The sequence below is a fragment of the Streptomyces sp. NPDC058459 genome (assembly GCF_042721685.1).
Lineage (GTDB): Bacteria > Actinomycetota > Actinomycetes > Streptomycetales > Streptomycetaceae > Streptomyces.
Window position 1 is genome coordinate 25,312 of record NZ_JBHXLV010000029.1, and the last position, 19,236, is coordinate 44,547.

The following is a 19,236-nucleotide window of genomic DNA, read 5'->3' on the forward strand; positions in this document are numbered from 1 at the left end:
GGACCCGGCGGCACAGGCGCGCGTCCCGATAAGGCAGTCTTGTCCCCGTGCCCGAACCCGAATCCCACGACAGCGACCCCGCGGTACACGTCGTCCACCCGCACCCCGCGACCCTGCGGCGGCTGGAGAAGTCCTCCGGGAGTCTCGCCGCGCAGGCCATCACGCGGATGGACGACACCCTGTCGTGGTACCGGGCCATGCCCCCGGAGAACCGGTCCTGGATCGGGCTCGTGGCCCAGGCCGGCATCGCGGCCTTCACCGAGTGGTTCCGGCACCCCGAGGCACCCCAGGCCATCTCGACCGACGTCTTCGGCACCGCGCCCCGCGAGCTGACCCGCGCGATCACGCTGCGCCAGACCGTGGAGATGGTGCGCACCACCATCGAGGTCATGGAGAGCGCCATCGACGAGGTGGCCGCGCCAGGCGACGAGCGCGTGCTGCGTGAGGCGCTGCTCGTCTACGCGCGGGAGATCGCCTTCGCCACCGCCCAGGTCTACGCCCAGGCCGCCGAGGCACGCGGTGCCTGGGACGCCCGGCTGGAGTCCCTGGTGGTGAACGCGGTGCTCAGCGGTGAGGCCGACGAGGGCGCCGTGAGCCGGGCGGCCGCGCTGGGCTGGAACTCGCCGGAGCACGTCTGCGTGGTGCTCGGCACCGCCCCGGACGGGGACAGCGAGCTGACCGTGGAGGCGATCCGGCGGGCCGCCCGGCACGCCAAGCTCCAGGTGCTCACCGGAGTGCTCGGGGACCGGCTGGTGGTGATCGCGGGCGGCAGCTCGGTGCAGCCGCTGACCGTGGCCAAGTCGCTGATCGGGCCGTTCGCGCCGGGGCCGGTGGTGGCGGGGCCGGTCATGCACGACCTCCAGGCCGCGACCCGGTCCGCGCAGGCCGCGGCGGCGGGGCTGAAGGCGTGTACGGCCTGGCAGGACGCGCCCCGGCCGGTGCTGGCGGACGACCTGCTTCCGGAGCGCGCCATCGCGGGTGATCCGAGCGCGCGCGAGCAGCTGGTGGAGGAGATCTACAGACCGCTGGAGGAAGCGGGCTCGGCGCTGCTGGAGACTCTGAGTGTCTACCTGGAACAGGCGAGCAGTCTGGAGGGCGCGGCGCGCATGCTCTTCGTTCACCCGAACACCGTGCGCTACCGGCTCCGACGTGTGACTGACGTCACCGGCTGGTCGCCCTCCGATGTACGATCCGCGTTCACGCTGCGGATCGCCCTGATCCTGGGGCGGCTCACCGATGGGGAGTCCCAGCCCTAGCCTTTTGTCGGGGGCCCACAAAAGCCTTCCGTGTTCTTCGTCCTTGTCCCCACGGGCGGCATCGGCCGTCTCCAAGAGAGAGTGTGAGAGTGCTCGTACTCGTCGCTCCCGGCCAGGGCGCCCAGACGCCCGGCTTCCTGACCCCCTGGCTCGAACTCCCCGGTGCCGCCGACCGCGTCGCCGCGTGGTCCGACGCCATCGGACTGGACCTCGTCCACTATGGGACGCAAGGAGACGCGGACGCGATCCGCGACACCGCCGTGGCGCAGCCGCTGCTGGTCGCGGCCGGGCTGCTGTCCGCCGCGGCACTGGGTGACATCGCGCCGGGCGCGGTCGCCGGGCACAGTGTCGGCGAGATCACCGCCGCCGTCCTCGCGGGGGTGCTGGACGATGTCTCCGCCCTGAACCTGGTCCGTAAGCGGGGTCTGGCCATGGCCGACGCCGCCGCGATCACCGAGACCGGCATGTCGGCGCTGCTCGGCGGCGACCCCGAGGTCTCCGTAGCGCACCTGGAGAAGCTGGGCCTGACCCCGGCCAACATCAACGGTGCGGGCCAGATCGTCGCCGCGGGCACGCTGGAGCAGCTGGCCGCGCTGAACGAGGACAAGCCGGAGGGCGTCCGCAAGGTCGTTGCGCTGAAGGTGGCCGGTGCCTTCCACACCCGTCACATGGCGCCCGCCGTCGAGACGCTCGTCAAGGCCGCGGCTTCGCTGGCTCCGGCGGACCCGAAGCTGACCTACGTCTCCAACAAGGACGGCCGCACGGTCGCGTCCGGCACCGAGGTGCTGGAGCGGCTGGTCGGCCAGGTCGCCAACCCGGTCCGCTGGGACCTGTGCATGGAGACCTTCAAGGAACTGGGCGTCACCGCGCTGATCGAGGTGTGTCCGGGCGGCACGCTGACCGGCCTGGCCAAGCGCGCGCTGCCCGGTGTACGGACGCTCGCCCTGAAGACCCCCGAGGATCTCGACGCGGCGCGCGCGCTCATCGCCGAGACCGCGAGTCCTGCCGCTGACGCGGCGGGCGCCTGACAAGGAGCCCATCCCCATGGCGAAGATCAAGCCCAGCAAGGGCGCCCCGTACGCGCGCATCCTCGGGGTCGGTGGCTACCGCCCGACCCGGGTGGTGCCCAACGAGGTGATCCTGGAGACGATCGACTCCTCCGACGAGTGGATCCGTTCCCGCTCCGGCATCGAGACCCGGCACTGGGCGGGCCCGGACGAGACGGTCGCCGCGATGTCGATCGAGGCGGCCGGCAAGGCGATCGCCGACTCGGGCATCGCCGCCGAGCAGATCGGCGCCGTGGTGGTCTCCACCGTGTCGCACTTCAGCCAGACCCCGGCCGTGGCCACGGAGATCGCGGACAAGCTGGGCACCGACAAGGCCGCCGCGTTCGACATCTCGGCGGGCTGCGCGGGCTTCGGCTACGGCCTGACCCTGGCCAAGGGCCTGGTGGTGGAGGGTTCCGCCGAGTACGTGCTCGTCATCGGTGTGGAGCGGCTCAGCGACCTGACCGACCTGGAGGACCGCGCGACGGCCTTCCTGTTCGGCGACGGCGCGGGCGCGGTCGTGGTCGGCCCGTCCCAGGAGCCCGCCATCGGCCCCACGGTGTGGGGCTCGGAGGGCGACAAGGCCGGCACCATCAAGCAGACCGTGCCGTGGGACCACTTCGCGGCCGGGGACGTCTCCCGGCTCCCCCTGGACAGCGCGGGGAACGTGAAGTTCCCCGCGATCACGCAGGAGGGCCAGGCGGTGTTCCGCTGGGCCGTGTTCGAGATGGCGAAGGTCGCCCAGCAGGCGCTGGACGCGGCCGGGATCTCCTCGGACGACCTGGACGTCTTCATCCCGCACCAGGCCAATGTGCGGATCATCGACTCGATGGTGAAGACTCTGAAGCTGCCGGATCATGTCACGGTCGCCCGTGACATCCGCACCACCGGCAACACCTCGGCCGCGTCGATCCCGCTCGCGATGGAGCGGCTTCTGGCGACCGGCGAGGCCAAGAGCGGCGACACGGCGCTCGTCATCGGTTTCGGGGCGGGTCTGGTCTACGCCGCCACGGTCGTTACCCTCCCCTAGGCACTCCGTGCCGGACCATCAGGTCCGACGCGGGGAAGAATGCCGTCAATTGTCTGAACACCGAAGAAATCGAAGAAGGAGAGCGCCTGACATGGCCGCCACCCAGGAAGAGATCGTCGCGGGCCTTGCCGAGATCGTGAACGAGATCGCCGGCATCCCCACCGAGGACGTCCAGCTCGACAAGTCCTTCACGGACGACCTCGATGTCGACTCCCTGTCCATGGTCGAGGTCGTCGTCGCCGCCGAGGAGCGCTTCGACGTGAAGATCCCGGACGAGGACGTCAAGAACCTCAAGACCGTCGGTGACGCCACCGACTACATCCTCAAGAACCAGGGCTGAGTCACCCCTCGGCCATAGGCTGCTAGGCCCCGCCACCCGGCGGTGGCGCCGTAGATCCCGCATCTGTTGGAGAAAGAATTCCCGTGAGCCCGACCAATCGCACCGTGGTCGTCACCGGTATCGGCGCAACCACACCGCTGGGTGGCGACGCAGCTTCCACCTGGGAGGCCATGCTGGCCGGCCGGTCCGGCGTCAGCCGCCTCCCGCAGGAGTGGGCGGCCGAGCTGCCGGTCCAGATCGCCGCGCAGATCGCCGTAGAGCCGGGTGAGATCCTCCCCCGGCCGCAGGCCCGCAAGCTGGACCGGTCCGCGCAGTTCGCGCTGATCGCCGCCCAGGAGGCCTGGAAGAACGCCGGTTTCACCGCCAGGGCCGGTGAGGACCAGTCCGTGAACCCCGACCGCCTCGGCGCGGTCATCGCCTCCGGCATCGGCGGTGTCACGACCCTCCTCGACCAGTACGACGTACTGAAGGAGAAGGGCGTACGCCGTGTCTCCCCGCACACCGTGCCGATGCTGATGCCCAACTCGCCGGCGGCCAACGTCGGTATCGAGCTGGGTGCCCGCGCCGGTGTGCACACCCCGGTCTCGGCCTGCGCCTCGGGCGCGGAGGCCATCGGGTACGCGATCGAGATGATCCGCACCGGGCGTGCGGACGTGGTCGTGGCCGGTGGTACCGAGGCCGCCATCCACCCGCTTCCCATCGTCGCCTTCGGCAACATGATGGCGATGTCCAAGAACAACGCCGACCCCGAGGGCGCGTCCCGCCCCTACGACTCGGGCCGTGACGGCTTCGTGCTCGGTGAGGGCGCCGGTGTGCTCGTGCTGGAGTCCGAGGAGCACGCCAAGGCGCGCGGTGCCCGGATCTACGCCGAGGCGATCGGCCAGGGCATCTCCGCCGACGCGCACCACATCACCCAGCCCGAGCCGTCGGGCAACGGCATCGCGCAGGCCCTGCAGAACCTGCTGGACGCCACCGACCTGAAGCCGGCCGAGATCGTGCACGTCAACGCGCACGCGACCTCGACGCCCCAGGGTGACGTGGCGGAGATCAAGGCGCTGCGGAAGGTCTTCGGCGACGACGTCGACCACATGGCCATCTCCGCGACCAAGTCGATGACGGGTCACCTGCTGGGCGGTGCGGGCGGTATCGAGTCCGTCGCGTCCATCCTGGCGCTGGTGAACCGCAAGGCTCCGCCGACCATCAACATCACCGAGCTGGACGCGGAGGTCGACGCGGACGTGGTCGTGGGCGAGCCGCGGGCTCTGCCCGAGGGCCGCATCGCCGCGCTGAACGATTCGTTCGGCTTCGGCGGCCACAACGTGGTACTGGCGTTCCGGTCGGTCTGATCCGACGCACCTGAGCACAGCACGGGGAAGGCCCCCACCGACCGGTGGGGGCCTTCCTCGCGTACCGACGCGTCACGGCGGCTCAGACCACCTGGTGGAGCCAGCGGACGGGGGCGCCCTCGCCCGCGTGGCGGAAGGTCTCGAGTTCGTCGTCCCAGGGCTTGCCGAGGAGCTTGGCGAGTTCGGCCTCCAGGTCGGTCTCGCCCTGGCGGCTGCGCTGGAGGGCGGCGCGCAGGCGGTCCTCGGGGATGAGGATGTCGCCGTGGATGCCGGTGACGGCGTGGAAGATGCCCAGCTCGGGGGTGCAGCTGTAGCGCTCGCCCTCGGCGGCGGCGGAGGGCTCGGCGGTGACCTCGAAGCGGAGCAGCTGCCAGCCGCGCAGCGCGGAGGCGAGCTTGGAGGCGGTGGCCGCCTCGCCCTGCCAGGAGAACTCCGAGCGCCAGGTGCCGGGGGCGGCGGGCTGCCTGATCCAGTCGAGGCTGACGCGCGTGCCCAGCACCCCGGCGATGGCCCACTCGACATGCGGGCACAGCGCGCGCGGCGCGGAGTGCACGTACAGAACTCCACGTGTCGTCACCGGAACCTCCGGGCTGAGCGGGACATCTTGCGGGCTGGTCGAGCGGCCATGACGCGTCGGCCGCCCTGATGGCGAGGCTACCTTGCGGGGATGCAAGGAGTGTGACGTACCGTCGGTCCCGGTGCCAGGAAACCTTCGCCATTCACCCAGGGGGACGCTTGTACGGGGGTGTGCCGTTCCAGCGGGGGCGGACGGGAACTCCCGCACGTTGTAGTGGGTGGGCGCACCGGCGGTCGGTGCGCGGAAGAACGAGGAGACCTGCGGGGATGCGGAGACCAGGCCATCGGGCGCGGGCCGTCCTCGCCGTGCTGACGGCGGCCGTGCTGGCGAGCGGGTGTGACGCCGTCCGGAGCGACGACGGGGGTACGGGCGTGTCCCGCCCCTCCGCCAGGCCCTCCCCGGTGTGGAACGCGCACCCGGACTCGGTCGCGGCGGTGGGCGACTCCATCACCCGCGGCTTCGACGCCTGCCAGGTGCTGGCGGACTGCCCCGAGGTGTCGTGGGCGACGGGCGCGGACACCGGCGTGGACAGCCTGGCGGTGCGGCTGCTGGGGCGGCGGGGCGCGGCCGAGCGGGGCTGGAACTACGCGGTGACCGGCGCCCGGATGGCCGACCTGCCCGGCCAGGTCGCCGATGCGGCCGCGCGCCGGCCCGAGCTGGTGACGGTGATGGTGGGCGCCAACGACGCCTGCCGGCCCTCGGTGTCGGCGATGACCCCGGTGGCGGACTTCCGTGCGGACTTCGAGCGCTCGATGGCGACGCTGCGCAAGGCACTGCCGAGGACCCAGGTGTACGTGGCGAGCGTGCCGAACCTGCTGCGGCTGTGGTCGCAGGGGCGGACCGATCCGCTGGGCAAGGAGGTGTGGAAGCTGGGCGTCTGCCCCTCCATGCTGCGCGGTGCCGACGACCTGACCGAGGCGGCCACCGTGCGCCGGCAGGCGGTCCAGCACCGGGTGCAGGCGTACAACGCGGTGCTGGCCGAGGTGTGCGCGAAGGACGAGCGCTGCCGCTCCGACGGCAACGCGGTCTTCGACTACCGCTTCGGCACCGGGCAGTTGAGCCAGTGGGACTGGTTCCACCCGAGCCGGGACGGGCAGGCGAGGCTCGCGGAGATCGCCTACCGGACGGTCACGCAGAGCGCACCGTGACCTAAGGTTTCCCACATGGGCGAACTTTTCGGCACACTTTCCGACGGGACCCCGGTGCACCGCTGGACGCTCGGGCGCGGTGGGGTGCGGGTCCGGGTGCTGTCGTACGGCGGGATCGTGCAGTCGGCCGAGGTGCCGGACCGGGCGGGGCGCACGGCGGACGTGGTGCTGGGGTTCCCGTCCGTCGAGGGCTATGTGGATCATCCGGGGCCGTATCTGGGCGCGCTGGTGGGCCGGTACGCCAACCGGATCGCGGGCGCCCGTTTCGCGCTGGACGGGCGCACCTACAGGCTGGCGCCGAACAACGGGCCCAACTCGCTGCACGGCGGTGAGCGCGGCTTCGACCGGTACGTGTGGGACGCGGAGCCGGTACCGCACGGGGTGCGGCTGAGCCGGGTCAGTCCGCACGGCGAGGAGGGCTTTCCGGGGCGCCTGGAGGTCTCCGCGACGTACACGCTGGACGAGCGGGGTGCGCTGCGGATCGCCTACGAGGCGGTGACGGACGCGCCCACGGTCGTGAACCTGACCAACCACTCGTACTGGAACCTGGGCGGTTCGGGGCAGGCGGGCGGGCAGGAGCTGCGGCTGGCCGCGTCGCGGTACACGCCGGTGGACGACACCCTGATCCCGGTGGGCGAACCGCTGGACGTGGCGGACTCGCGCTTCGACTTCCGCGCCTCCCGCAAGATCGGCTCGGGGTACGACCACAACTACGTGCTGGACAAGGGCGTCACGGCGACGGCCGAGGAGATGGCCGAGCTGCACGACCCCGCGTCGGGGCGGGTGCTGACGGTGGCCACGACCGAGCCGGGCGTGCAGTTGTACACCGCCGACCATCTGGGCGCGCCGTTCGCGCCGGGTGAGGGGGTGGCGCTGGAGACCCAGCGCTTCCCGGACTCCCCCAACCGCCCGGACTTCCCGACCACGCGGCTGGAGCCGGGCGAGGTGTACCGCTCGGAGACGGTGTACGGCTTCGGGACGCGCTGAGCGGGCCGGACCTCGCCGGGACGGTATCCGGCCCCGGTCCGGAGGTCAGGTTCCGGGGCCGGGGCCGGTGTCGACCGTAATCCGTGCGGGGCGGCCCGAGCCGCCGGTTCGCGGGTCCGGGCGGGTTCTCGTACCAACTTTTCACGGACGTGTCACGAGTTCGCCTTGTCGGGCGCCGGGCGGGGGCGGGCGATGACCGGCCGGTCGCTCTCCGGCCGCTCCCCGGCGAGGGGTTCGCCGAGCAGGTCGCGGGCGAGGAGGGTGGCGCCCGCGACCGCTCCGGGCATCAGGAACACCGCGACCACGGGGACCAGGAAGGCGAGGCCCAGCGGGACGCCGAAGCCCCAGGCGAGCGTCTTGCGGGAGCGCAGCAGGGCGAGGCGGGCGCGCAGGTCGACGTCCCGGCGCTGGAGGGCGACGGAGGTGAGTTCCTCGGTGAGGAAGAACCCGGTGACGAAGAAGCCGATGACCGGGACGACGGTCTGCCCGACGACGGGCAGGAACCCGAGCGCGAAGAGCAGCACGCCCCACACGCAGGCGCGCACCAGGACGCGCAGGCTGTCGCGGGCCGAGATCCACAGTTCGCGCCACATCGGCCGGCCGGAGCTGGGCGCGCTGCCGTCGGGCGAGACGTCGGCGTCGGTGCGCTCGGAGAGGCTCTCGTAGAAGGGCTGCCCGATCAGCAGGGTGGCGGCGGTGAAGGTGAGGACGGCCAGCAGCAGGCCGAGGGCGAACAGGACGACGGTGAGGAAGCCCCGGAACGCGCCCTGCCAGGGGCTGGACCAGTCGTCGGCGAACGGGGTCGCCCAGGAGACGGCGTCCGTGCCCCACAGGGCGAGCGCGATTAGCGCCAGCGCGTAGAGGACGAGGGTGATCAGGCCGGGCAGCAGCCCGAAGCCGTACTGCCGGCCGTGCTGGGCCACCCACCGCTGGCCGTTGAGGAGATGACGGAACCCCACCCCGAGATCGCGCATGGCGGGGACTCTACCCGCAGCCGCGTGCTTCAGGCGTCGAGCATGCGGCGCAGCAGGTCACGCAGGGAGGAGCGTTCGGCGGTGGAGAGGCCGGCGAGGGGTTCGCGGGCGAAGCGCAGGCCCTCGCGCAGCTCACGGGCGACCCGCAGGCCCTCGTCGGTGGCGGCGGCGAGCTTGATCCGGCGGTCGGTGGGGTCGGGGCGGCGCTCGGCCAGGCCGCGCGTCTCCAGCCGGTCCACGATCCCGGTCACATTGGACGGCTCGCACTTCAGCCGCTGGGCGAGCTTGCGCATGGGCAGCGGCTCCAGGGCAAGGAGACTGAGCAGGCGGGCCTGGGGTCCGGTGAGCGTGTGGGAGGCCGCGGCCTCCTCGTAGTCCGCGTAGAAGCGGGCCACGACGTCGCCGATCAGCTCGACGACCTCCATGGTCAGGGGATCGGCGGCGCGGTGACGCACGGGGGGACGCGGCGGCGGGGTGGACATGCCGTCCAGGATACGGGGTTACTTGACATGATGAAATATTCAGGCGCATGGTTGTTTCAGGTACTGAAGTAATGTGACGAGAGAAGGCTCCCCATATGTCCGACTCCCCCGCCCTTCCCGCCGTGAGCCGTGAGTGGCACCTGCTGCGGCGTCCGGTGGGCTGGCCGAAGCCCGAGGAGTTCACGCTTGCCGAGGTCCCGCTGCCGGTGCCGGGCGAGGGCCAGGTGCTGGTACGGAACGAGTACCTCTCGGTGGACCCGTACATGCGGGGCCGGATGAGTGCCGCGAAGTCCTACTCGGCTCCCTTCGAGCTGGACGCGCCGATGGAGGGCGGCGCGGTGGGCGTGGTCGTCGCCTCCGACGTGGACGGCATCGAGCCCGGCGACCACCTGCTGCACTTCCTCGGCTGGCGCGAGTACGCGGCGGTGGACGCGAAGAAGGCCGTCAGGGTCGACCCGGACGCCGCGCCCCTGTCGACGTACCTCGGGGTGCTCGGCATGACCGGGCTGACGGCGTACGCGGGTCTGCTGCGCACCGCCGGGTTCAATGAGGGCGACATCGTCTTCGTCTCCGGCGCGGCCGGAGCGGTGGGCAGCCAGGTCGGGCAGCTCGCCAGGCTGAAGGGCGCCTCGCGGGTCATCGGCTCCGCCGGGTCCGACGAGAAGGTCCGGCTCCTGGTCGACGAGTACGGCTTCGACGCCGCGTTCAACTACAAGGACGGCCCGGTGGGCGAGCAGCTCCGCGAGGCCGCCCCGGACGGCATCGACGTGTACTTCGACAACGTCGGCGGCGACCACCTCCAGGCCGCCGTCGCCGAGCTGAACCTGCACGGCCGGATCGCCGTCTGCGGCGCGATCTCGGTCTACAACAACACCGAGCCCGCCCCCGGCCCGAACAACCTCACCCGGCTGATCCAGACCCGCGGCCGCATCGAGGGCTTCCTGGTCGGCGACCACTACGACCTCCAGCCGGAGTTCGTCCGCGAGATCGCGCCCCTGGTCGCCTCGGGCAGGCTGAAGTACCGCGAGACGGTCGTGGACGGCATCCAGAACACGCTGGAGGCGTTCCTCGGGGTGCTGCGCGGCGACAACACCGGGAAGATGATCGTCAGGCTCTGATCCCGGACCCGCCGGTGACGTGAGGCCGGTGCCGGTCGCCGGTCCTGGCGGAGGCCGCGTCCCTGGACGTGGGGTGCGGCCTCCGCCGGGTCATGACCTGGCCGCGAGCGCCGCCCGGTGCACGGCGGCGGCCAGCCGGTCGTTCTCCTGGGCCGCGCCGCCCGGGTAGGCGAAGCGGCGGCGGGTGTAGCCGTAGGCGAGCCCGGCGCGCGGGTCGGCGAACGCCTGCGAGCCGGCCGCGCCGCTGTGGCCGACGGTGCCCGCGCCGAGGAACGGGTGCCGGACGTCGGCCGTGCACTCGAAGCCGAGACCGAACACCCCGTGGGCGCGGTCCACCAGGTCATGGCCGACCGAGTGCGGCTGCCCGAACTCCGCCAGGATGTCGCTCTTCAGCAGCGGCGCCTTCTCGCCCACCTCGCTGATCATCGCCGCGTACATCCCGGCCAGACCGCGCGCCGAGGCGACGCCGCCCACGGAGGCGGGGCCGCTCGCGCGGACGGCGCGGTCGTTGGGCAGCGACCGCAGGTCGGTGGGGTCCGGGGCGTGCTGGTTGAGGGCGATGGAGGGGAGGCTGTGGGGGCCGGTGCGGCGCAGCTCGGCCTCCGCCTGCTGGGCCGGGGTGGGCACCATCGGCTGGGTGGCGCGGAAGCGAGGCTCGCGCGAGGCGGGCAGCCCGAGGTGGAAGTCCAGCCCGTAGGGGACGCGCACCCGCTCCTCGAACAGCTCCTGGACGGTGTGACCGGTGGCCCGGCGGACGACCTCGCCGGTGAGGGCGCCCATGGTCAGCGCGTGGTAGCCGAAGGCGCTGCCGGGGCGCCAGAACGGGCGCTGGTCGGCGAGGCGTTCGGCAATCGCCCGGTCGTCGGCCAGCTCGGCCGCGCTGAAGCCGGTGTCGGTGCCGACCAGTCCGGCACGGTGCGCGAGCAGCTCGCGCAGGGTAAGGACGCCCTTGCCCTCGACGCCGAACTCGGGCCAGTAGTAGGTGACTTTGCGGTCCAGTTCCAGTGTGCCGTCCTGGACCAGGAGCGCCGTGACCAGGTGCGCGGCACCCTTGGTGGAGGAGAAGACGCCGTACAGCGAGCCGCCGTTGACATCCTCACCGGCCCACAGGTCGACGACCCGGCGGCCGTCCACATAGGCGCACAACTGGCCTTCGTAGTCCGGCTGTTCACCGGTGACGAAGGCGGTGAACTCCTCGCGTACCGCCTCGAATCCCTCGGCGACCGTGCCCTGGACGGTGCTGTTCTGCCTCATCCGTTCTCCTCAACTGAGCCGCTGCTCGCTGCTCCTCCTCGCACGGCGCCGGGTCCGGCCGACGTGGTTCCGAGGTCGTGTACGGCGAGATGTACGTGTTCGACTCAACCGCCGCGCGGCCCGCTCGGTGTCACCGTCGCTCCGGACGGCCGATGACACGGCGGCCGGAGCGGCACAGGGCCGGCAACCGGAACCTGGGCGGCTGGTCTCGTCGGGGTCCGCCTACCCGGCACCCGGGCGTCCACCACACGTCATCCGCCGGGACGCCGCGGGAGGCCCGGCACCCCCTACGCGCACCACCACAGGAAGCGGTCGCAGGGCTTGGTGGGGGTGGGGGCCGGGGTGGGCTTCGCGCTGGTGGGGGCCGCCGTGGGGGTGGGGGTGGGCTGGGCGGGCGCCGGGCCGGCGGGGGCCGGGGCCGGGGTCCGGGGGGTGGTGGCGGGGCGCGGGGTGACCGGCTCGGACGACGGGGACCCGGACGCCTTCTCCGGGGCCGGCCCGGACGGCGAAGCGGAGGGCGAGTCCGACGGTGCGGCCGGGGTGCCGGGGGTGCTGGACGCGCCGGGCGAGCCGGTGGCGGCCGGGGCGCCGGCCGGGGCCGGGGAGGCGGAGGCGGCACCGTCGTCCGGGGAGGCGTCGCCGGAGGCGGCGGGCGGGTCGGAGGAGACGGGCGCGCCGGTGCCGACTTCGGCGAGGCCCAGCGCGGCCGCCGCCAGCACCAGCGCGGTCACCACCAGAAGGGTGCGGCGCCCGCGGCGGCGGTTGGCGGCTGCCTTGCGTTCGCGGCGGCTGCCGTCGAGGGCGGGGTCCGGGGCGTCGTCACCGGGGTGGGGCGCGGCGGGCACGGGTGCGGCGGGCACGGCGGGCGGCTCGTAGACGCCGCGCCGGTCCCGCCGCCGCGGCACCCTCGGCGGTGCGGAGGCGGCTTCCGCCGGGGGTGCGGGGGTGTTCCAACCGTGGGGGTCCGCCGCCGCGGGGACGGTGTCGACCGGCGCGACGGCTGTCAGGGCGGGCGCGCCGCAGCCGGGGCAGGCAAGGGCGCCGTTGAGGTGCCGTCGGCACGGGTGGCAATAGTCCATGACGCGGGAAGACTAGATTCCGCGCGGGTCACGTTCCCAGGTGCCACTGTGAAGGTTTCGTGCGGGAGAGCTGCCGTGAACACGCCTTCGCCGGGACCGTCATGTGTTCGCCCCATTGACACCCCCCGCACCACCTCCCTACTGTCGCGCCAGTATTTCGAACGCATGACGAAATTTCGAACACCGAGGGGTGGACGGGCGTGCGTATCACCGGAATCAGCACCCATGTGGTCGGCACGCCCTGGCGCAATCTGACCTACGCGCGGGTCCACACGGACGCGGAGATCAAGAACGTGGTCAAGGGCGCCCCGGAGGTGGTCGACGGCGACTTCCACCTCTCCGAGGCCCCGGGTCCCGGCGTCGAGCTGGACACCGACGCGGCGGCCGAGTTCCCGCAGCGGCAGGCCCGGTTCGACCTGTGGGCCGAGGGCTGGGAGCGGCGGCGGCCGAAGGAGACCCGGTGAGCGTCCAGGTGGTGGTGCGGGCGCCCGGCGCGCACCGGCTCGAACCCCACACGCCCCGTACGCCCGGCCCCGGCGAGGCGCTGGTCGCCGTGCACGCGGTGGGGGTCTGCGGCAGCGACCGAGAGCTGTACCGGGGCAACCGGCCTCCGGAGTACGTGCGTTACCCCGTGGTCCCGGGCCACGAGTGGTCCGGCACGGTCCGTGAGGTGGGTGCCGGGGTGCCGGCGGAGCTGGTCGGCCGCAAGGTGGCCGGCGAGGGCTTCCGCAACTGCCAGGTGTGCGCCCGCTGCCACGCGGGCGACACCACGCTGTGCGAGGCGGGGTACGACGAGACCGGCTTCACCCGCCCCGGCGCGATGGCGCCGACCCTCACGCTGCCCGCCCGGCTGCTGCACCCCCTGCCCGACGACGCCGACCTCACCGCGGCCGCCCTGCTGGAGCCGGCCGCCTGTGTCGCGGCCGCCGCTCTGCTGGCCGACGTCCGGCCCGGCGAGCGAGTCGCGGTGGTCGGCACGGGGACGCTCGGGATGCTCGCGGTGCGGTTCCTCGCGGCGGTCTCGCCCGCCGGGCTGCTGGTCGTGGGCCTCGATCGCGAACGGGAGCAACTGGCCGAGGAGTTCGGTGCCACCGACTTCGCCGTGAGCGGCTCCGAGCTGCCCGGCGGCCACGACGTGGTGATCGAGGCCGCGGGCTCCGCCGAGGCCGTGCGTACGGCCGCCGCACTGCTCCGGCGCGGCGGGCGCCTGGTGCTGACCGGCATCCCGGCGCCGGGTGCTGTCGGCCTGGACCCGGCCGACCTCGTCGTGCGGCGCCTGGAGGTGCGCACGGTCTTCGGGGCGCCCGCGGCGGCCTGGGCGCACGCGGTCCGGCTGTTCGGGGCCGGACTGCTGGACCCGCTGCCCCTGGTGACGCACCGGCTGCCGCTGACCGAGTTCGCGCGGGCGGTCGGGACAACGGGGCCCGGAAAGGTGCTGCTGCTGCCCTGACCTGCGCGTACGCGACCCCTGGGAGGTCCCTGGGGCCGACCGGAGATCCACACCCTGTCCGGCACACCGAACACGAAAGGCAGTCCGTGACCGACCTTTCCGCTCCGGCGGTCCGCAGGCCCGGTGAGCAGGCGCTCGCCGCTCTGGGGCTCGGCGCGCCCGCCCCCGACCCGGCCGACGCCTCCCCGCACCGCTTTCCCGGCGGGGGCAGCTGGCGTACCGAGATCCCGTCGTGCGAGGGGCCGGAGGCGCCGGCCGTCGTGCTGGCCGAGGCGGCGCGGCTGGACGTGCCGGTGCACCGGATCAGCCGGGGCAGCGGCGTCTGGATGCTCACGGACGCCGAGATCACCGAGACGGCCGGGGCGACCCGGGAACGCGGCATCGAGCTGTGCCTGTTCACGGGGCCGCGCGGCACCTGGGACACCGGCGGCGCGGTGCGCTCCGACTCGCGCGGCGGCGGCCCGCGCGCCCGGGGCCACGACGCGGTGGCCGGCTGTGTCGAGGACGTGGTACGCGCGACCGGACTGGGCGTGCGCTGCCTGCTGGTGGCCGACGAGGGCGTGCTGTGGGCGCTGCACCGGGCGCGGGAGTCGGGGGTGCTCCCGGCGGACACCACGCTGAAGGTCTCCGCGCAGATCGGCCCGGTCAACCCGGTCTCCTTACGCGGTGTTCGAGCGCCTGGGCGCCGACTCGATCAACGTGCCCGGCGATCTCACCCTGGACCATCTCACCGAGATCCGCCGGGTGTCCGGCGCCCCCATGGACCTGTACATCGAGGCGCCGGACGACCTCGGCGGCCAGGTACGGATGTACGAGGTGGCCGAGCTGATCCGGCGAGGCGCCCCGCTGTATCCGAAGTTCGGCCTGTCGAAGGCGCCCGGCGTCCACCCGTGGGGCGCCCACCTCAGAAGCGTCACCCTGGACACCGCGCGCGAGCGGGTACGGCGCGGCCGGCTCGCGCTGGACCTGCTGGCCCGGCACGGAGCCGACGGCGGCACGGCCCCGCTCGGCACCCGCCTCCCCGGCCCCCTGCGCCGCTTCCCCACGACCGCGTGACCCGTACGACCCCGCACCACGCACGGCCCGACCTGCTCAACACCGAGACGAACTAGGACGGTTCTCCATGCGCGACCGGTACACCACACGCCCCCGCAGAGTCGCCCTCGCCGCGACCGCCGTACTCGCCCTCACCCTGACCGCCTGCGGGCAGAGCGGGGAGGGCGGAGCTGAGGACAAGGGCGGCGACAGCAAGGGCGGCACCATCGGCGTCGCCATGCCGACCAAGTCGTCCGAACGCTGGATCGCGGACGGTGGCAACGTTGTCAAGAACCTTCGCGCCAAGGGGTACAAGACCAAGCTGGTCTACGGCGAGGACGACCCGGACCAGCAGGTCGCCCAGATCGAGAACCTGATCACCCAGGGCGTCAAGGGCCTGATCGTCGCGGCGATCGACAACAAGTCCCTGGACAACGTGCTCCAGGAGGCCGCCGACGCCCATATCCCGGTCATCGCCTACGACCGGCTGATCCTCGGCAGCAGTCACGTGGACTACTACGCCTCCTTCGACAACGAGAAGGTCGGCGAGCTGCAAGGCACCTACATCGTGCGGAAGCTGGGACTGGACAGCGGCAAGAAGGGGCCGTTCTCGATCGAGCTGTTCGCCGGGTCCAACGACGACAACAACACCAAGTACTTCTTCGGCGGCGCGATGAAGGTGCTCCAGCCGTACATCGACAAGAAGCAGCTCGTGGTGTGGTCCGGGCAGACCGCGCTCAACCAGGTCACCACGCTGCGCTGGGACGGCACCACCGCCCAGCACCGCATGGAGGACGTGCTGACCTCCGCCTACCGGTCCGGCCGGGTGGACGCGGTGCTCTCCCCGTACGACGGCATCTCCATCGGCATCCTGTCCGCGCTGAAGTCGGACGGTTACGGCGGCAAGGGCAAGCCGCTGCCGGTCGTCACCGGGCAGGACGCGGAGCTGGCCTCGGTGAAGTCGATCATCGCCGGGGAGCAGACGCAGACGGTCTACAAGGACACCCGCAAGCTCGCCGAGGTCGCCGCGAACATGGTCGACGCCACCCTGCGTGGCAAGAAGCCCGAGGTCAACGACTCCAAGACCTATGACAACGGTGCCAAGGTCGTGCCCGCCTACCTCCTCCAGCCGGTCAGCGTCGACAAGGACGACTACCGCAAGGTGCTGGTCGACGGCGGTTACTACACCGAGTCCCAGCTCAAGTGATGGCCGGCTCCCACGACTTGGAAGGCGCGGCCATGACGGGACCCGTGCTCGAGATGCGCTCGATCGTCAAGACCTTCCCCGGTGTCAAGGCCCTCGCCGACGTCACCCTGACCGTCCTGCCCGGCGAGGTGCACGCCATCTGCGGGGAGAACGGCGCCGGGAAGTCCACCCTGATGAAGGTGCTCTCCGGCGTTCATCCGTACGGCAGTTACGAGGGGGAGGTGCGCTTCGAGGGCGAGGAGTGCCGGTTCCGGGACATCCGGGCCAGTGAGCGGCAGGGCATCGTCATCATCCACCAGGAGCTGGCACTGGTGCCCTATCTCTCCCTCGCGGAGAACCTGTTCCTCGGCAACGAGCACGCCCGGCGCGGTCTGATCGACTGGACCGAGACCCTGCGGCACGCCACGAAGCTGCTGCGCCGGGTGGGTCTTGACGAGCATCCGGAGACCCGGGTGGCGGACATCGGGGTCGGCAAGCAGCAGTTGGTGGAGATCGCCAAGGCGCTGGCCAAGTCGGTGCGGCTGCTGATCCTGGACGAGCCGACGGCGGCCCTGAACGACGAGGACAGCGGCAAACTCCTGGACCTCATCCTGGAGTTGAAGGCCCAGGGCATCGCCTGCATCGTGATCTCGCACAAGCTGAACGAGATCCGCCGGGTCGCCGACTCGGTGACCGTGCTGCGGGACGGACGCACGGTGGAGACGCTGGACGTACGGGCGGCGGAGACCACCGAGGAGCGGATCATCGCGGGCATGGTCGGCCGCGACCTCGACCACCGCTTCCCCCAGCGCCCCCCGCATGAGCCGGAGTCGGGTGCGGCCCCGGCGCTGGAGGTGCGCGGCTGGACCGTCCGGCATCCGATCGACCAGCAGCGCAAGGTCGTCGACGACGTGTCCATCGAGGTGCGCCGGGGGGAGATCGTCGGCATCGCCGGGCTGATGGGCGCGGGCCGCACCGAGCTGGCGATGAGCGTGTTCGGCCGCTCCTACGGCCGGTACACGGGGGGCACGGTGCTGAAGGACGGCCGGGAGATCCGTACCCGGACCGTGGCGGAGGCGGTGGGGCACGGGATCGCGTACGTCACCGAGGACCGCAAGCACTACGGGCTGAACCTCATCGACACCGTGCACCGCAATGTCTCGCTGACCGCGCTCGGCAAGGTGGCCCGGCGCGGAATCGTGGACGAGCGCGCCGAACGGCGGGCGGCGGAGGGGTTCCGTACCGCCATGAACATCAAGGCGCCGACCGTGCTGGAGCCGGTGGGCCGGCTCTCGGGCGGCAACCAGCAGAAGGTCGTCCTCAGCAAGTGGATCTTCGCGGACCCGGACGTGCTGATCCTGGACGAGCCGACGCGGGGCATCGACGTGGGCGCCAAGTACGAGATCTACACCGTGATCGGGCGGCTCGCGGCCGAGGGCCGGGCGGTGGTCTTCATCTCCTCCGAGCTGCCCGAACTGCTCGGCATGTGCGACCGGATCTACACCATGGCCGCCGGCCGGCTGACCGGTGAGGTGCCACGGGCGGACGCCACGCAGGAAGCGCTGATGCGCCTGATGACCCGAGACGAAGAGGTGACGCCATGAGCGCGGACGTGACGGCCCCGGCCCCGCCGGAGCACGGCGGACCGCCCGCCGGGCCGGGCCTGCCCCGGCTGGTACTGGACGGCCTGCGCCGCAACATGCGCCAGTACGGGATGGTGATCGCGCTCGGCCTGATCGTGGTCCTGTTCGCGGTGTGGACCAACGGCGACCTGCTGCTGCCGCGCAACGTCTCCAACCTGGTACTGCAGAACAGCTACATCCTGGTCCTGGCGATCGGGATGATGATGGTGATCATCTCGGGGCACATCGATCTGTCGGTGGGCTCGCTGACCGCGTTCGTCGGGTCGTTCCTGGCGGTGCTGAACGTACGGCACGACGTGCCCTGGCCCCTGGCGCTGGTGCTGTGCCTGCTGATGGGCGCGGTGGCGGGGGCGGCGCAGGGGTATCTGATCGCCTACCTCGGTATCCCCTCGTTCATCGTGACGCTCTCCGGGATGCTGGTGTTCCGGGGGCTGACGGAGATCCTGCTGAAGGGGCAGACCCTGGGGCCGTTCCCGGACGGGCTGCAGAAGATCGGCAACGGCTTCCTGCCCTCGTTCGGCCCCGACACCGACTACCACAATCCCACGCTGCTGCTGGGCCTCGCGCTGATCGCGGCCGTGGTCTGGCAGGAGGTCCAGGGGCGGCGCAGGCAGGAGGAGTTCGCGCTCCTGGTGCCGCCGTTCAAGCTGTTCGCGCTGAAGCTGGCCGCGCTGGTCACCGCGATCCTCGCCCTGACCCTGCTGCTCGCCAGCTACCAGGGCGCCCCGATCATCCTGATCGTGCTGGGCGCCCTGGTCGTCGGCTACGGCTACCTGATGCGCAACGCGGTGTTCGGCCGCCATATCTACGCGATCGGCGGCAACCTGCCCGCGGCGAAGCTGTCCGGGGTGAAGGACAAGAAGGTCACCTTCCTGGTCTTCCTGAACATGGGCGTCCTCGCGGCACTCGCCGGACTGGTGGTCACGGCCCGGCTGAACGCGGCCTCGCCGAAGGCGGGCGTCAACTTCGAGCTGGAGGCCATCGCCTCGTCGTTCATCGGCGGGGCCTCCATGAGCGGCGGGGTGGGCACGGTCCTCGGCGCGATCATCGGCGGGCTCGTCCTCGGGGTGCTCAACAACGGGATGAACCTGCTGAGCGTCGGCACCGACTGGCAGAAGGTGATCAAGGGGCTGGCGCTGCTGCTGGCGGTCGGCTTCGACGTGTGGAACAAGCGCAGGTCGGAGACGTGAGGGGCGTACGCCGGGTGAGGGAGGTCACAGCGGCGGTGAGTTGAACACCATCCCGGAGTCCTCCGTATGCATGGGTGGCCCGCGCCCCCCCGCGC

The 19,236-nt window shown here is 72.0% G+C and carries 17 protein-coding genes and 2 pseudogenes; 14 read left to right on the plus strand and 5 right to left on the minus strand.

What is annotated here, in order from left to right:
- The first annotated feature begins 47 nt into the window (after window positions 1-47).
- From ACFWN1_RS08620 to fabF, 5 genes are all read left to right on the plus strand, one after another.
- Complete coding sequence (locus ACFWN1_RS08620) at window positions 48-1,256, plus strand: PucR family transcriptional regulator (protein WP_384359382.1); 1,209 nt, start codon at window positions 48-50, stop codon at window positions 1,254-1,256.
- 89 nt (window positions 1,257-1,345) lie between these two features.
- A complete protein-coding gene (locus tag ACFWN1_RS08625) occupies window positions 1,346-2,284 on the plus strand; it encodes an ACP S-malonyltransferase (protein ID WP_384359383.1) in 939 nt (312 codons plus the stop codon).
- Between the two features lie 16 nt (window positions 2,285-2,300).
- A complete protein-coding gene (locus ACFWN1_RS08630) occupies window positions 2,301-3,332 on the plus strand; it encodes a ketoacyl-ACP synthase III (RefSeq protein ID WP_384359384.1) in 1,032 nt (343 codons plus the stop codon).
- Between the two features lie 91 nt (window positions 3,333-3,423).
- Complete coding sequence (locus tag ACFWN1_RS08635) at window positions 3,424-3,672, plus strand: acyl carrier protein (RefSeq protein ID WP_225839890.1); 249 nt, start codon at window positions 3,424-3,426, stop codon at window positions 3,670-3,672.
- Window positions 3,673-3,755: 83 nt separating this feature from the next.
- Window positions 3,756-5,018 (plus strand): beta-ketoacyl-ACP synthase II, encoded by a 1,263-nt coding sequence (fabF, locus tag ACFWN1_RS08640; RefSeq protein WP_384359385.1) that lies wholly within the window; start codon window positions 3,756-3,758, stop codon window positions 5,016-5,018.
- Between the two features lie 82 nt (window positions 5,019-5,100).
- Here fabF and ACFWN1_RS08645 read toward each other — a convergent pair whose 3' ends face one another.
- Window positions 5,101-5,595, minus strand: coding sequence for a DUF3145 domain-containing protein (locus ACFWN1_RS08645; protein ID WP_384359386.1), 495 nt, complete (start codon window positions 5,593-5,595; stop codon window positions 5,101-5,103).
- A gap of 266 nt (window positions 5,596-5,861) precedes the next feature.
- Here ACFWN1_RS08645 and ACFWN1_RS08650 point away from each other — a divergent pair, with 266 nt between their 5' ends.
- Together ACFWN1_RS08650 and ACFWN1_RS08655 are read left to right on the plus strand one after the other, a co-directional pair.
- Window positions 5,862-6,743: an SGNH/GDSL hydrolase family protein gene (locus tag ACFWN1_RS08650; protein ID WP_384359387.1), complete on the plus strand. Its 882-nt coding sequence runs from the start codon at window positions 5,862-5,864 to the stop codon at window positions 6,741-6,743.
- Window positions 6,744-6,758: 15 nt separating this feature from the next.
- Window positions 6,759-7,730, plus strand: coding sequence for an aldose epimerase family protein (locus ACFWN1_RS08655; RefSeq protein WP_384359388.1), 972 nt, complete (start codon window positions 6,759-6,761; stop codon window positions 7,728-7,730).
- Between the two features lie 152 nt (window positions 7,731-7,882).
- On the opposite strand, the gene ACFWN1_RS08660 is transcribed toward ACFWN1_RS08655, so the two are convergent.
- Window positions 7,883-8,704 carry an EI24 domain-containing protein gene (locus tag ACFWN1_RS08660; protein ID WP_384359389.1) on the minus strand — a complete coding sequence of 274 codons (822 nt, stop codon included), beginning with the start codon at window positions 8,702-8,704 and terminating at the stop codon, window positions 7,883-7,885.
- Between the two features lie 29 nt (window positions 8,705-8,733).
- Window positions 8,734-9,186 carry a MarR family winged helix-turn-helix transcriptional regulator gene (locus tag ACFWN1_RS08665; protein ID WP_384359390.1) on the minus strand — a complete coding sequence of 151 codons (453 nt, stop codon included), beginning with the start codon at window positions 9,184-9,186 and terminating at the stop codon, window positions 8,734-8,736.
- A 95-nt stretch (window positions 9,187-9,281) separates the two neighbouring features.
- Here ACFWN1_RS08665 and ACFWN1_RS08670 point away from each other — a divergent pair, with 95 nt between their 5' ends.
- Window positions 9,282-10,304: an NADP-dependent oxidoreductase gene (locus tag ACFWN1_RS08670; protein WP_384359391.1), complete on the plus strand. Its 1,023-nt coding sequence runs from the start codon at window positions 9,282-9,284 to the stop codon at window positions 10,302-10,304.
- Window positions 10,305-10,394: 90 nt separating this feature from the next.
- On the opposite strand, the gene ACFWN1_RS08675 is transcribed toward ACFWN1_RS08670, so the two are convergent.
- Window positions 10,395-11,558, minus strand: a complete 1,164-nt coding sequence (locus ACFWN1_RS08675) for a serine hydrolase domain-containing protein (protein WP_384359392.1) — start codon at window positions 11,556-11,558, stop codon at window positions 10,395-10,397.
- A gap of 287 nt (window positions 11,559-11,845) precedes the next feature.
- Window positions 11,846-12,637 (minus strand): hypothetical protein, encoded by a 792-nt coding sequence (locus tag ACFWN1_RS08680; protein WP_384359393.1) that lies wholly within the window; start codon window positions 12,635-12,637, stop codon window positions 11,846-11,848.
- A gap of 272 nt (window positions 12,638-12,909) precedes the next feature.
- Here ACFWN1_RS08680 and ACFWN1_RS08685 point away from each other — a divergent pair.
- From ACFWN1_RS08685 to mmsB, 6 genes and pseudogenes are all read left to right on the plus strand, one after another.
- A pseudogene (locus ACFWN1_RS08685) lies at window positions 12,910-13,101 on the plus strand (mandelate racemase/muconate lactonizing enzyme family protein); the annotation flags it as partial.
- Window positions 13,098-14,087, plus strand: coding sequence for a zinc-binding dehydrogenase (locus ACFWN1_RS08690; RefSeq protein ID WP_384359394.1), 990 nt, complete (start codon window positions 13,098-13,100; stop codon window positions 14,085-14,087). The pseudogene ACFWN1_RS08685 and the gene ACFWN1_RS08690, both read left to right, overlap by 4 nt.
- 86 nt (window positions 14,088-14,173) lie before the next feature.
- A pseudogene (locus tag ACFWN1_RS08695) lies at window positions 14,174-15,143 on the plus strand (hypothetical protein).
- A gap of 67 nt (window positions 15,144-15,210) precedes the next feature.
- Window positions 15,211-16,329, plus strand: a complete 1,119-nt coding sequence (gene chvE / locus ACFWN1_RS08700) for a multiple monosaccharide ABC transporter substrate-binding protein (protein ID WP_384359395.1) — start codon at window positions 15,211-15,213, stop codon at window positions 16,327-16,329.
- Window positions 16,330-16,361: 32 nt separating this feature from the next.
- The gene (mmsA, locus tag ACFWN1_RS08705) at window positions 16,362-17,912 is read left to right on the plus strand and encodes a multiple monosaccharide ABC transporter ATP-binding protein (protein ID WP_384359396.1); all 1,551 of its coding nucleotides are present in this window, start codon (window positions 16,362-16,364) and stop codon (window positions 17,910-17,912) included.
- Window positions 17,909-19,141 carry a multiple monosaccharide ABC transporter permease gene (gene mmsB / locus ACFWN1_RS08710; RefSeq protein ID WP_384359397.1) on the plus strand — a complete coding sequence of 411 codons (1,233 nt, stop codon included), beginning with the start codon at window positions 17,909-17,911 and terminating at the stop codon, window positions 19,139-19,141. Before mmsA ends, mmsB begins: the two co-directional genes overlap by 4 nt.
- Window positions 19,142-19,236 lie beyond the last annotated feature (95 nt).